Annotated in this window: 11 protein-coding genes; 4 read left to right on the plus strand and 7 right to left on the minus strand. The window is 43.7% G+C overall.

All coding sequences use genetic code 11. From position 1 onward, the window contains the following. Positions 1–4: 4 nt before the first annotated feature. Entirely contained in the window at positions 5–2785 is a 2781-nt protein-coding gene (locus ACOCD9_RS12395) for a cation-translocating P-type ATPase (protein WP_419547622.1), read from the minus strand. A gap of 418 nt (positions 2786–3203) precedes the next feature. Between ACOCD9_RS12395 and pds the strand changes: the two genes are divergently transcribed. Together pds and crtB are read left to right on the plus strand one after the other, a co-directional pair. Further along, positions 3204–4634, plus strand: coding sequence for a 15-cis-phytoene desaturase (gene pds, locus ACOCD9_RS12400; protein ID WP_419547623.1), 1431 nt, complete (start codon positions 3204–3206; stop codon positions 4632–4634). 105 nt (positions 4635–4739) lie between these two features. Then, positions 4740–5672 carry a 15-cis-phytoene synthase CrtB gene (crtB, locus tag ACOCD9_RS12405; RefSeq protein ID WP_149986705.1) on the plus strand — a complete coding sequence of 311 codons (933 nt, stop codon included), beginning with the start codon at positions 4740–4742 and terminating at the stop codon, positions 5670–5672. Between the two features lie 306 nt (positions 5673–5978). On the opposite strand, the gene ACOCD9_RS12410 is transcribed toward crtB, so the two are convergent. Then, positions 5979–6455 (minus strand): hypothetical protein, encoded by a 477-nt coding sequence (locus ACOCD9_RS12410; protein WP_287701591.1) that lies wholly within the window; start codon positions 6453–6455, stop codon positions 5979–5981. A gap of 257 nt (positions 6456–6712) precedes the next feature. On the opposite strand from ACOCD9_RS12410, the gene ACOCD9_RS12415 reads away from it, so the two are divergent. Then, positions 6713–6955: a hypothetical protein gene (locus tag ACOCD9_RS12415; protein WP_008206005.1), complete on the plus strand. Its 243-nt coding sequence runs from the start codon at positions 6713–6715 to the stop codon at positions 6953–6955. A gap of 60 nt (positions 6956–7015) precedes the next feature. Here the strand turns inward: ACOCD9_RS12415 and ACOCD9_RS12420 are convergent, their stop codons facing one another. After that, the gene (locus ACOCD9_RS12420; RefSeq protein WP_419547625.1) at positions 7016–7708 is read right to left on the minus strand and encodes a pirin family protein; all 693 of its coding nucleotides are present in this window, start codon (positions 7706–7708) and stop codon (positions 7016–7018) included. A gap of 43 nt (positions 7709–7751) precedes the next feature. Here ACOCD9_RS12420 and ACOCD9_RS12425 point away from each other — a divergent pair, with 43 nt between their 5' ends. Then, positions 7752–7853 (plus strand): winged helix-turn-helix transcriptional regulator, encoded by a 102-nt coding sequence (locus ACOCD9_RS12425; RefSeq protein WP_353737354.1) that lies wholly within the window; start codon positions 7752–7754, stop codon positions 7851–7853. Here ACOCD9_RS12425 and ACOCD9_RS12430 read toward each other — a convergent pair. The 4 genes from ACOCD9_RS12430 to ACOCD9_RS12445 form a co-directional block, all read right to left on the minus strand. Next, positions 7850–8377 (minus strand): hypothetical protein, encoded by a 528-nt coding sequence (locus ACOCD9_RS12430; RefSeq protein WP_419547627.1) that lies wholly within the window; start codon positions 8375–8377, stop codon positions 7850–7852. The genes ACOCD9_RS12425 and ACOCD9_RS12430 overlap by 4 nt on opposite strands. Positions 8378–8424: 47 nt before the next feature. Next, the gene (locus tag ACOCD9_RS12435; RefSeq protein WP_419547629.1) at positions 8425–10086 is read right to left on the minus strand and encodes a metallophosphoesterase; all 1662 of its coding nucleotides are present in this window, start codon (positions 10084–10086) and stop codon (positions 8425–8427) included. Positions 10087–10162: 76 nt separating this feature from the next. Further along, the gene (locus ACOCD9_RS12440; protein ID WP_419547631.1) at positions 10163–11905 is read right to left on the minus strand and encodes an ABC transporter ATP-binding protein; all 1743 of its coding nucleotides are present in this window, start codon (positions 11903–11905) and stop codon (positions 10163–10165) included. A gap of 92 nt (positions 11906–11997) precedes the next feature. Next, on the minus strand, positions 11998–12132 hold the full coding sequence (locus ACOCD9_RS12445; RefSeq protein WP_287701580.1) for a hypothetical protein: 135 nt from the start codon (positions 12130–12132) through the stop codon (positions 11998–12000). Positions 12133–12882 lie beyond the last annotated feature (750 nt).

Below are 12882 nucleotides of genomic sequence, written 5' to 3' on the forward strand. Positions count from 1 at the left end.
TGATTTATTTTTTCGTCATGAACCAGCGAATAAATAACTTCTCCAACTCGATCCAAACAAACATTAAGGCACTAAATCCAAAACAGATTAATAATTCCGTGCCACTAATCCATTGAGTGCCGAAGAAGCTTTGTAGAGGAGGAGCATAAATTAACAACAATTGTAGGATCGTTGTCAAGCCCACGGCGGCAATAATGTAAGGATTAGAGAAGGGATTCATTTGCACAGCTAACTGGGTATGGGAACGCACCGCTAAAGCATGACCCATTTGTGCTAAACAGAGGGTAGTAAATACCATGGTTTTCCAGCGTCCGGGATCTCCGATTTCGGGGGTTGCCTGAGTATATTGGTAAGCCCAGTACATCATAATAATGGTCAGAATCGCAAACACCACACCGATGCGAATCATATACCAACCCAAACCGCGAGCAAAAATGCTTTCCCGGGGGCTAAAAGGTGGACGTTTCATCACATTAGGTTCGGCGGGTTCCATTGCCAAAGCCAGAGCCGGTAAACCGTCGGTGACAAGGTTCATCCAGAGGATTTGCAAGGGAGAAAGGGGGACACCGCCTAAACCGAGCAGCGGAGCCGCTGCAATCGTTAAAACCTCGCCAATATTACTGCCGAGAATGTATTTAATAAAGCGCCGAATGTTGCTGTAAACCACGCGCCCTTCTTCGGTGGCGGCGACGATGGTGGCAAAATTATCATCCAGCAAAATCATATCACTGGCTTCTTTGCTGACATCGGTTCCCGTAATGCCCATGGCGATGCCGATATCCGCTTGTTTTAGTGCCGGAGCATCATTGACTCCATCCCCCGTCATGGCGACAAATTTGCCCCGTTTTTGCAAAGCTTGGACGATTCTCAGCTTATGTTCGGGAGAAACGCGAGCATAGACGCTCACACCATCTACCTCTGCCTCTAGGTCATTCTGAGACATTTTTTCTAATTCTTTACCCGTGATTACTCGCTCCCCGGGGGCAGCAATGCCTAATTCAATGGCGATCGCCTTGGCGGTTAATTGGTGATCTCCGGTAATCATAATCGGACGAATTCCCGCTTGACGACAGAGGGCAACCGCTTCTTTAACTTCTTTGCGGGGTGCATCGAGCATTCCCACCAATCCCAACCAAACCAGGGATTGTTCCTCACTATCTTCTCTTTCCGCTTCTGGCACTTCTGTCATCGGTTTATAGGAAAAACCTAAGACTCGTAGGCCATTACCCGCCATTTCGTCATTTTGTGCCAAAATACGGCTTCTTTGTTCAACTGTTAAGGGTTGACTTTCCGCCCCAACTTGGATCAGAGAACAGCGTTCGAGAATTAATTCCGGTGAGCCTTTGGTAAACATTAAATAGGCAGAATCCCCCAAACCTAACTGGGCATTCTCACAGATTACTGACATTCTCTTTCTTTCGGAAGAAAAGGGAAATTCGCCTAAACGAGGGCTTTTTGGTTCCAATGCTTCCCGATATAGTCCTCCTTTACCCGCCAAAGTCAGTAAAGCTCCTTCGGTGGGATCGCCTAAAATTGACCATTCTTGCGCTTTATTTTGCAAAAGTGCATCATTACACAGCACACAAGCCTTTAAAATTGCCTGTAGTTCGGGATCACTTTCACTAGCACCATTAAACTCACCGATAGGCGCGTAACCTTCCCCCGTGACAGTAATTGTCTGCCCGGAAGTATTGACTTTCTGCACCACCATTTTATTTTGAGTTAAAGTTCCGGTTTTATCGGAGCAAATCGTCGTTACCGAGCCTAAAGTTTCCACTGCCGGCAATTTACGAATTAAAGCTTGTCTTCTCACCATTCTTTGGGTTCCAATTGCCAAAGTCACCGTTACCACTGCCGGTAAACCTTCGGGAACAACGGCCACAGCCATACTGAGGGAAGTTTCGAGGAATGATTCAAAAAACTGCCAACCAAAGCGAATTACGCCCCCAAGCACGACTACAGCCACTAAAGCTAGGGAACTACTCACTAAAACGTTACCTAACTGCGACATTCGCTGCTGTAGGGGAGTTGGTTCACTTTCTACTCCTTGCAACAAAGCGGCGATTTTACCGATTTCCGTGTCCATTCCCGTCTTGGTAATCGCCACTTTCCCCCGCCCCTGTACTACCTCTGTACCCTGATAGACGAGGTTAATGCGATCGCCTAAAGAGGCATCTTCAGGTAAAACCTTCTGTGCTTGTTTATTCACCGATTCCGCTTCCCCCGTGAGGGCAGCTTCGCGAATTTGCAGGTTTTGTGCTTCTAATAATCTGCCATCGGCGGCAATTTGTACCCCCGCTTCCAGTAACATGATATCCCCGGGTACAAGTTCCTTAGCCGCCACTTCAAAGGTGCTACCATTACGAATAACCCGGACTTTCGGCGAGGATAACTGCTTAAGGGCTGCTAATGCCTTTTCTGCCCGACTTTCCTGTAAATATCCTAAAATACCGTTTAAAATAACAATCGTAAAAATAGCGATCGCATCTTTGGGAAATTCACCTTTTTTCAGATCCAAAACTGCCGAAACCACCGCCACGGCGATCAGCATCACTAACATAATGTTAGTAAACTGTTCCCAGAGAATCATTAACGGGCTACGTCCCCCCGTTTCTTTTAGTTCATTTAAACCGAAAATATCCTTTCTTTTAACAATTTCAGCCTCGATTAAGCCAGTTTCCCCATTGGTTCTCAGTATTTCTAGGGTTTGTTCCCCAGTTAAATTATGCCAAGCACGATTATTCTCTATTTCCGAGACTTGAGGTGACGTAGTGGGAAAAGTCATAGCGATCGATTGAAGAGGGTGTACGCGTGAACTAAGAAGGTAAGCGAATTAAGCTAATTACATATCACAATATCAGTTATCAGTTATCAGTGACCAGTAAGCAGTTATCAGTGAGCAGTTATCAGTGAGCAGTTATCAGTGAGCAGTTATCAAGGAAGTGGGGAGACCACTTTGTGCGCGTTGCAGGGGGAGAATAAATAAAAATAATCTCCTGCCTCCTGCCTTTTGCCTCTTGCCTCCTGCCTTTTGCCTTTTGCCTCCTGCCTCCTGCCTTTTGCCTCCTACCTTTTGCCTTTTGCCTCCTGCCTTTTGCCTCCTGCCGACCGCCTTCTCGACAATCTGAAAAAAAATGTAACGAAATGTGAAGTATAATAGCGAATGTGATAAAGACAAGACATTAGAGAGTAGATAGGAAACGATGCGAGTTGCGATCGCTGGTGCGGGACTAGCCGGATTATCTTGTGCGAAATACCTTGTCGATGCGGGACATACGCCCATCGTACTGGAACGTCGCGATGTATTAGGGGGAAAAATTGCCGCTTGGAAAGATGCCGATGGGGACTGGTACGAAACCGGTTTACACATCTTCTTTGGCGCTTATCCCAATATGCTGCAATTATTCAAGGAATTAGGCATAGAGGATCGCCTACAGTGGAAAGAACACTCGATGATCTTCAATCAGCCGGAAAAGCCGGGGACCTATTCGCGGTTTGACTTCCCTGATATTCCCGCCCCAATTAACGGTATTGTTGCCATTCTTCGCAATAATGATATGTTAACTTGGGAGGAAAAAATCAAATTTGGACTCGGTTTAATCCCTGCTATTGTTAAAGGCCAAAGTTACGTCGAGGAGATGGATAAATATTCTTGGTCGGAATGGTTAGAGAAACAAAACATCCCCCCTAGGGTAGAAAAAGAAGTGTTTATCGCTATGTCGAAAGCCCTAAACTTTATCGATCCTAACGAGATTTCCGCCACAATTCTACTAACAGCCCTCAACCGCTTTTTACAGGAGAAAAATGGCTCAAAAATGGCTTTTCTCGACGGTTCACCCCCGGAAAGACTCTGCCAACCTTTAGTCGATTACATCAGCGCTAGAGGTGGCGAAGTGCGCTTAAATGCCCCTTTAAAAGAGATACTCTTAAATGAAGACGGCACAGTTAAAGCCTTCTTAATGCGCGGTTTAGACGGTGGGGAAGATTATCTTTTTGAAGCAGATATTTATGTTTCGGCGATGCCAGTAGATCCTCTAAAAGTTTTACTGCCTAAGCCTTGGCAAGAAGATAAATTCTTTCAAAAACTAGAAGGATTAGAAGGAGTTCCCGTCATCAATTTACACCTCTGGTTTGATCGCAAACTAACCGACATCGATCATTTATTATTCTCCCGTTCGCCTTTACTCAGTGTTTATGCTGACATGAGCAACACCTGTAAAGAATACGCTAACCCCGATCGCTCGATGTTAGAATTAGTTCTCGCTCCCGCTCAGGATTGGATTAGCAAATCCGATGAAGAAATTATCGCCGCCACGATGAAAGAACTAGAAAAACTCTTTCCCCAACATTTTACGGGCGATAATCCCAGTCAATTGTTAAAATATCATCTGGTGAAAACTCCCCGATCGGTTTATAAAGCCACCCCCGGCCGACAAGCTTATCGACCTTCTCAGAAAACTCCGATCGAGAATTTTTATCTCGCCGGTGACTATACCATGCAAAAATATTTAGGAAGCATGGAAGGAGCGGTTTTATCGGGGAAATTAGCGGCAGCAGTGATCAGCAAAGATCACCCCGCAGCACCGCTAAACCTGAATAAAATCCAATCTACACCAGTGTCCAGCGCTCGTTAATTCTCTGGCTAGGGACTAATGACGAAAATGGCCTTGAGTGAGACAATGCTATATCATTAGCCACAGTTCGCCGTTAATCTAAGTCAATCATTCCGCCCCAGCAGAATGCTCCAATTGCCAAAACCGACCCACCCCACCAAACCCCTCGTCTCCCTTGCGGAGTCCTACGAACTCTGTCGCCGGATTACAGAGAAGTATTCCAAAACGTTTTATCTCGGTACTCTCCTGATGCCGAAAGCAAAACGTCAAGCGATCTGGGCAATTTATGTCTGGTGTCGTCGTACCGATGAACTGGTCGATGGCCCCCAAGCCCGGTTAACTACACCTGAAACCCTTGATTTATGGGAAAAACAGCTAGAAACCGTCTTTTCTGGGGTTGCCCTTGAGGATGCCGATGTCGCTCTCGTGGATACTCTAGAAAAGTTCCCCATGGATATCCAACCCTTTCGGGATATGATCGCCGGGCAACAGATGGACCTCTATCGCAGTCGTTATCAAACCTTTGATGAACTAAAACTGTACTGCTATCGGGTGGCAGGGACGGTGGGGTTAATGTCCAGCGCGGTGCTAGGATTGGAAGATGGCGATCGCTCGGCTCCTTGGCGGCGCAATCAAAGCGTCTATATTCCCCAAGAAGAAGCGATCGATCTCGGTATTGCCAATCAATTAACCAATATTTTGCGGGATGTGGGGGAAGATGTCCATCGTGGCCGGATTTATCTACCTTTAGAGGATTTAGAGCGTTTTAACTACAGCGAAGACGATTTACTCAAAGGGGTTAATGATCACCGTTGGCAGGCGTTAATGCGCTTCCAAATTGAGCGCGCTCGTTATTACTACGATTCCGCCGAAAGGGGGATTCGCGCCCTTAATCCCGATTCCCGTTGGCCGGTTTGGGCGGCTTTACTGCTTTATCAAGGCATTTTAGACGTAATTGAAGCAAATAACTACGATGTCTTCGCCCGTCGTGCCTTCGTGCCTTTACCCAAGAAAATGCTCTATTTACCCGTGGCTTGGTTGCGATCGCAAGCGTTATAAAAATTCGACGGGTTTTGCTGCTTGCCGACTCCACCCGTCGAGTCTTAACTAGGGTTTGCGGCAAAAAGTTTTTCGTGGGGGCAGGGTGTGGGGTGTGGGGTGTAGGGTTTTACCGATTTTGAGGGGGTCAATTACCCAATTTTCAGGGAAAAAGTCCCTGAATTCTCCCCCCGATCACTCCCATATCCGGTACTTTTCGATTTCCCAAAAGTCTAAAAGTCTTACCCAACAAGGTTTTTAGATTTATTCAGCCAACCCTAACTATTAAGTTTTCCCAATTCAGCTGCTTAACTTGGGTTTGGTTTTTCAGCGCGATTTAGGAGTCACCAACCAGAAGGGTCCAGTTTCCGTGCAGGGAACATCTCGATCGGTTTCGTAAACCACAAGACCATCTTGCCGATCCAAAACTAACGCTTCTCCTAGACGGACGTAGGAGATAAACGGGCCGAGATAGCGGACGACAGGCTCATCGCTACAGGCCGGCAACACCCTCTCGTTAAAATACTCCCATCCCACATCCTCGACGCTTTCATAGTAGCGGATGCTGAGATCATCGATCGCTTTCCCCGGAAAACGTTCTCGGATAGCTGACCGGAGAAATTCTGGCAGCGGTCGATCGGGCGATAATAATGTTCCAGATTTCATGGCTTTTCCCCCTAAAACTAAAGGAAGCGGGAAACTCTGACAAGTGCCTCCCCCATCGGGACTATTCACTTCCGCTCCCCACCCCGTCAATTTTTTACTAGGGATGGAAGCCAGCGCGGGGAGTTCCCTTGTATTCATTGTAACAAATTTCCCCGCAAGGGTTCGGGGCGATACCGTGAAAACAGGTTCTCTGGATTTTTCGTTACAAAGATTGACAAATTTATCCCTTGATTTTGGCGATAATAATAATTACCAGGCGACAAGCCCGAAAAAATAATGGAAATAGGGAAAGACGGACGAGGCTGGGACTAACTAACTGGCAATAATGATAGCGAGAAAAGAAGTGGTTTAGTGGTGCTGAATTCTCGTTCCCGATCATTTAGGAGGTAGGAAAGATGACAATTTATGTCACCCGCGAGGGGGATAAACTGGTGGCCGATTCCCCACTGGAATTGGTGGAAAAATTACAACAATGTCAGGGTACAATGACGGAAACAAGACAGGACTTCATGACTCGGATGGCCAAGAAGATGGTGGCCAGCCAAGGCGTTACCGTTCCTATCACCGACCCGGAGAATTTTATCGCCGAGCTAATCCACAACGATTTTCTGAGCGTGGTGGACAGTATTGATGGCTAAAAGTCGGACGGGGAATTGGCGGCAAAACTTGGCCCCTAGGGTTCCTAATACTTAACCCCACTACCCTAGGTCAAAAAGCAAAATTTCCGAGTCTTCTAGAGATTGAATAGCCAAAGAGGTTTCCTCGCTAATTGCCGCTCCATCCCCCACTTGTAAATGCACGCCATTCACGGTTATTTGCCCTCTAGCCACCTGTAACCAGCCATAACGACGGGGAGCTAAGGAATGGGTGAGGGACTGGTCTAGGGGCAAAATTCCCGCATAGAGATTAACGTCTTGATGGACTTTAACCGCGTTGCCAGCACCGGTGGGAGAGGCGATTAATTGTAGGGTATGGGGAGAAAATTCGATCGCTTTTTGTTCATAACTGGGTTCTAGGTTTTTTTGGTCGGGAATAATCCAAATTTGCAGAAGATGGAGGGGATTAGTGGCAGAATGATTAAATTCACTGTGTTTTATCCCTGTTCCCGCGCTCATCCGTTGAATTTCACCGTGTCGAATCAGGGAACCTGTGCCGAGACTGTCTTGGTGTTCTAGTTCTCCCTCTAAAACATAGGTTAAAATCTCCATATCGTGGTGTCCGTGGGTGTGAAATCCTTTTCCCCCAATCACTTTATCTTCGTTAATAACTCTGAGACTCCTAAAATTAATCTGTTGGGGATCATAATATTGGGCAAAAGAAAAAGTATGATAGGTATCTAACCAACCATAGTTAGCGTGGCCTCTTTCCTCCGCTTTGCGTATAGTAATCATCAGTTTTCCTCTTTTTTATCTCTATATTCCCAGTCTATAAAATATTGCCAAAGTTGCCTATTCTTTAACCGCTTTCGGAGAAACCCTAAAACCGATTATTCTGCCAATGCACCAATTAGGAATTGAGAAAAATACTGGACTTTAAGGTTTTAAATTTCCTCCTCGAATAAACCAAGTAATTGTGGTGCTGGTAAAAGCAGTGATAGCGACAATAGCTATTTGTTTCCAGTTTTTTAATTTCCCAACTTTCTCGATTAAATCGGGAATTTTTTGGGTTAATACTGCTTGGGATTGAATTGTTCCTTCAATTTTAGCTGTGATAATTTTGACTTCCGTGATTTCTTTGTGTAGGTTAATAAATTGCTTGTTATTTTCTTCTCTCAGGGTTTCTATTTGTTGGCGATTATCTTCCTTTAGCGTATCCATTTGCTTGCGGGTGTCTTCTCGCAGGGAAGTCATTTGCTCGCGGGTTTCTTCTCGCAGGGAAGTCATTTGCTCGCGGGTTTCTTCTCGCAGGGAAGTCATTTGCTCGCGGGTGTCTTCTCGCAGGGAAGTCATTTGCTCGCGGGTTTCTTCTCGCAGAGAAATCATTTGCTCGCGGTTTTCCTGTCGCATTGCCGAGAGTAAGTCTTTCAATTCTTGAATATCATTGCTGGTAACAGTAGTCATAGAATTAACCCCAAGAGAATCTATTTAACCAGCATCTTTTAATTTTATTATACTTCACTGACGCTAAAAAGGTCAAATTCATCAAATTTAATTACCTCGGAGTCAGGATAACGAGTATCAAAACGATAACTGCTCACGGTTCCTTTTTCTGTATCTAAAATGCTAAAAACCGTTACATCATTACTGGCAATATAGGGTAAAGGTTGATTAACCCAATCCACTAGAGGAGCAATGTTTGGGATAATTGCTGGTAATCCATTGGGATTACCGATCGTCGCATAATTTCTATCGAGAGGTACAGGACGTTTTTTATCACCTAAATAAGCACCATAACTATTACCAACGTTAGAAGATTCGAGAAAATTCATACCCTTAGGACTAAGAAAACGATTCCATAAATGAGAATGACCATAAAAAACCAAATTAACCTTGGCTGATTCTAATAAGGGAATTAGATCACGAATAATATAATCATTTTCTTGAGGATAATCATAACGTACTGATCTAACTTTTCCCGTGGCATCCCGTTCAATTGTCGGCACGGGATCGGTGTAGGGTGGCACGATATTTCCTCCTAGGGTATGGGGAGGATGATGAAACATAACTACCTTATATTTAGCCTCTTGAAATTCTCGACTATTTAACTCTTTTTCTAACCATTGATATTGAGGACTACCCTGAGCAATTGGCTCAAAAATATGCTGACCGTAACCCCAGCGATCTCGTCTATCTAAGTCTCTTTGATTTTCGTAATATCTTCCCCTTGCACTGGGTTCTAAATTGGGATTTCTCCAGATATTAGTAACATATAAAACCACTAAACGAATATCACCAAAGGTGAGAGAATAATATTTATTTTGAGGCAAAGAAAAAATTTCTTCGTAGGTTTCTAAGTTAAAAGCATTATTTTTTAACCAGGTTTCATTAATTGCTGCTGTTTCCTCTGCTAGTTGTTTAGCAATAAATTCAGGAATAGCATCTTCAAACTGTTCATTTAAACCTGTGGAATTAGAAAATCTGCCCATAACTTCATGATTACCAATAGCAGGAAATAAGGGGGCATTTTGAATAATTTTTCCCCCTTTATAAATACTCTGAATACCATTCTTGGTCAGAGTATAATTAGCACGACCTTGTAAACAGGGAAAAAATGCCCCACCGCGACTATCATCAAACCATTCGGAAGCTCGATCGGGTATATTAACTAAATCTCCTGCTAAAAAAACTGCATCTACCTGTCCAATAGTTTCAATAACTTTTTGTAAATTAGCGGCAGTCATAGGCATTAATTGATGATCGGAAGTGAGCAGAATTTTGAGATTAGTTCCTTTTTTGGGTCTTGGGGTAAGAGTATAAATATCACTTCTAATCGCCCTATTTTCCTGAAAACTGGTGACTTGATAGGGAATCCTTTCCCCTGGATTTAAATCAGTAATTTCGGACTGATGTCGCCAAATTTCTCGATCGCTTAAAGATTGATAAGCTTCAAGGGTTCTCGATTGAGCATCTTCTCTAACTCTAGTTAATTTGCTAGTGCGAGCGGGGGCCATTTTCTCTAGTTTTTCCCCGTAGCGCACCTGATGACCAGTGCCAAAAAATTCCGTAAACCAAATCACTTGTATTGATGTTTCGGTGGGTAATTGTAAAAAAGGTTCGGTTAAAAGTTGATCCTTGTTCATTGTCGCTAAAAGATAACTGCTGTGCTGCATTTAAACAGTCTTAAGGAATAATTGAGATAGTCCACAGATTCACTGGTAATAACTAGCAAATTCCCTATTTTATCGGCTAATCTAAAACCTTAGACTCTAACTGCTGCCGTTGCCAGAGATTTTGATAGACTCCGGGGAATGCGATTAACTCTTCGTGGGTTCCCATCTGGACAATTTCTCCGCGATCCATGACAAAAATGCGATCAGCAGTGGCAGCGGCCAATAATTGATGGGAGATAAAAATCACGGTTTTTTGGCTTTCTTGGCTGAGATTTTCTAAAATAGCCGTGGCCGTTTGATTATCGACGCTAGATAGGGCATCATCAAGGATTAAAATCGGTGCTTGGATGGCTAAAGCGCGCGCTAAAGAGACCCGTTGACGTTGACCCCCGGAAAGAGTAATCCCACGTTCTCCCACTAAAGTTCCGTATTTTTGCGGGAAATTCTCGATTTCATCCTCAATTCTCGCTTGTTTTGCCGCCGATTTCACTGCTGGAAAATTCAGCAGCGGATCGCCGTAACGGATATTATCTTCGATGGTGGCACTAAATAAAAAACTTTCTTGGGGAACATAAGCGATCGCTTTTCGCAGATCTTCAAGAGCAATTTGAGTGACATCTTGATCATCAATAAATAACTGTCCTTCCGCAATATCCAAAAGACGGGGAATAGCGTTAGCAAGGGTAGATTTTCCCGACCTGATCGCACCGACTACCGCTACCATTTCCCCCGGATTAATGGTAAAAGAAAGAGATTTTAAGGCGGGTTCCCTAGCATCAGGATAGGAAAAAGTCAAGGCTTTGGCGGTAATTTTTCCTTGAATATTTTTTAGGTGAATACAATCGGCATTGTCTTTAATTTTAGCCTCGGCTAACAGGATAGTTTCTAGGCGATCAATACTCACTTCTCCCTGTTGGTAGGCAGTAATAGTAAAACCTAATAAAGCAGTAGGAAAAACTAATCTTTCCGCCAAAATTAACAGAGCAATAAAGTCCCCAATGGTGATATTACCCGCTATAATTTGTCTAGTACCCAGGGCAAGCAAGGCCAATAAACTTACATAGGCTAAAGCTTCAATCAGGGGAAAAAGAAAATTACGAGTCTGGACTAAATCTAAATTAGCCTGTAGTAATTCACGATTTCTTTGCTTAAATGCTAGGCGCTCGTTACCTTCTTGGGCATAGATTTTAATCAGAGTAATACCACTCATATCCTCTTGAATTAAATCGCTCAGATGTGAGAGTTTTTCTTGTACTTTTTTCTGTTGCCGCTGGAGACGACCACTAAATAACTGCACAGCAATTAACATCAAAGGATAGACAGAAATGGCGGCGACTGAAAGGGGAATATGAATCGCTAACATCACGGGCAAAGTTAACCCATAGGCAAAAAAAGTATTAGCCAAACTGAGCAAAGCAAAACCCACCAGACGACGGATATTATCCACATCGCTAGTGGCACGGTTGATTAAATCTCCTGAAGTTTGCCGAGAAAAATAGGCGGGTTCAAGGGTTAATAAATGCTGAAAGATTTTTTGTTTAAGATCGAACTCTACCTGACGACCGATCCCGAATAATAACACTCTGGATATCATGCGGATAAACCACATAATCGAGGCTAAAGCGATAATAAAAATCACATAGTAAATGATTTTTTGGAAGTCAAAGGATTTACTTAAATCATCGATGCTATCCCGGATTAAAAGCGGTATATAAACACCCAAAAGATTAACAACAAGCAAAGCAACTACCCCCCAAGTTACTATTTGCCAATGGGGGCGTAGATAATTTGCTAGTTTTTTAATGCGAGAATAAGCCATATTCAGTTATCAGTTATCAGTTATCAGTTATCAGTTATCAGTTATCAGTTAGAACAGGGAACAGGTAAAAGGGGGAATAGCCACCCAAGATTTTATTTTTTCTCCTCGTCCTGATTTAGTGGCGGTTTAACATTAGAACCACCCGTGGGCGGTTTACCGGGGGGTTTATCAATTTTAGCTTGATAGCCGTCGTTTTTCTGAACCTGTCGTTTTTGTTTGTCCGACATTTAAGTTACCTCTGTTTGATGCTGCCAAAATTCAATCAGCTAAGAGGTATTTAAACCGCTTATTCTTAGATTAGCCGAATCTCCCTCAATCCCTTTACTGTTGCCAGAGTGCAAGAGTGCCTCATCTCAACAAGCAATTTAAGTAGGTAAGCGTTAAAAGTTGTCAGATGCCCCCCTTATTAAGGGGGGATTAAAGGGGGGACTAAGGGGGGATCGGCACCCCCCTTATCAAGGGGGGCAGGGGGGATCGAACCTAAAATCCATTTTTAATTTAATTATAACCAGCTACTTAAATACCAGGGCAGCTTATTACATTTTGGGCGCACGCAGTTCGATAAACTCACTGACCACGATGGGCCTCTACCATTGGCGTAATAACTTCTGCTGGTCATCATAACTGGGAGAGATTCACAAATGTGAGATGCACCCAACTGGTAATCATTGAACTGCAAACTCAAATCCGATAACTGAGTCAAGATAGCTAAAAATCCCCATGGCTCTACCATGCGTTTCAGACAAATTTTTATGCTTTTATTACATGGCTGGCAATATTTTGTAACAATCTATACGAATTTTCCTGTTGAAGACTGTAAATTTAAGTTAATTGCTTCGGTAATAACCCTGAAATAAACTGATCTTTCTAGCCCAGATGACCAAAAACCGCCCCTATCTATCTATCCACTCCTCAAAACTGTTATGCTTCTAGAAAAAATCTCTTAGACAAAAACTACTGCTAAATCTCCCCAGATG

The organism is Microcystis sp. (assembly GCF_048564745.1).
In the GTDB taxonomy this organism is placed as follows: Bacteria; Cyanobacteriota; Cyanobacteriia; order Cyanobacteriales; family Microcystaceae; genus Microcystis; species Microcystis ichthyoblabe_A.

Bases quoted from the DNA above. Each gene is read 5' to 3' on its own strand.
- ACOCD9_RS12395 (WP_419547622.1), bottom strand. From the start codon at position 2,785: ATGACTTTTCCCACTACGTCACCTCAAGTCTCGGAAATAGAGAATAAT.
- pds (WP_419547623.1), top strand. From the start codon at position 3,204: ATGCGAGTTGCGATCGCTGGTGCGGGACTAGCCGGATTATCTTGTGCG.
- crtB (WP_149986705.1), top strand. From the start codon at position 4,740: ATGCTCCAATTGCCAAAACCGACCCACCCCACCAAACCCCTCGTCTCC.
- ACOCD9_RS12410 (WP_287701591.1), bottom strand. From the start codon at position 6,455: ATGAATACAAGGGAACTCCCCGCGCTGGCTTCCATCCCTAGTAAAAAA.
- ACOCD9_RS12415 (WP_008206005.1), top strand. From the start codon at position 6,713: ATGACAATTTATGTCACCCGCGAGGGGGATAAACTGGTGGCCGATTCC.
- ACOCD9_RS12420 (WP_419547625.1), bottom strand. From the start codon at position 7,708: ATGATTACTATACGCAAAGCGGAGGAAAGAGGCCACGCTAACTATGGT.
- ACOCD9_RS12430 (WP_419547627.1), bottom strand. From the start codon at position 8,377: ATGACTACTGTTACCAGCAATGATATTCAAGAATTGAAAGACTTACTC.
- ACOCD9_RS12435 (WP_419547629.1), bottom strand. From the start codon at position 10,086: ATGCAGCACAGCAGTTATCTTTTAGCGACAATGAACAAGGATCAACTT.
- ACOCD9_RS12440 (WP_419547631.1), bottom strand. From the start codon at position 11,905: ATGGCTTATTCTCGCATTAAAAAACTAGCAAATTATCTACGCCCCCAT.
- ACOCD9_RS12445 (WP_287701580.1), bottom strand. From the start codon at position 12,132: ATGTCGGACAAACAAAAACGACAGGTTCAGAAAAACGACGGCTATCAA.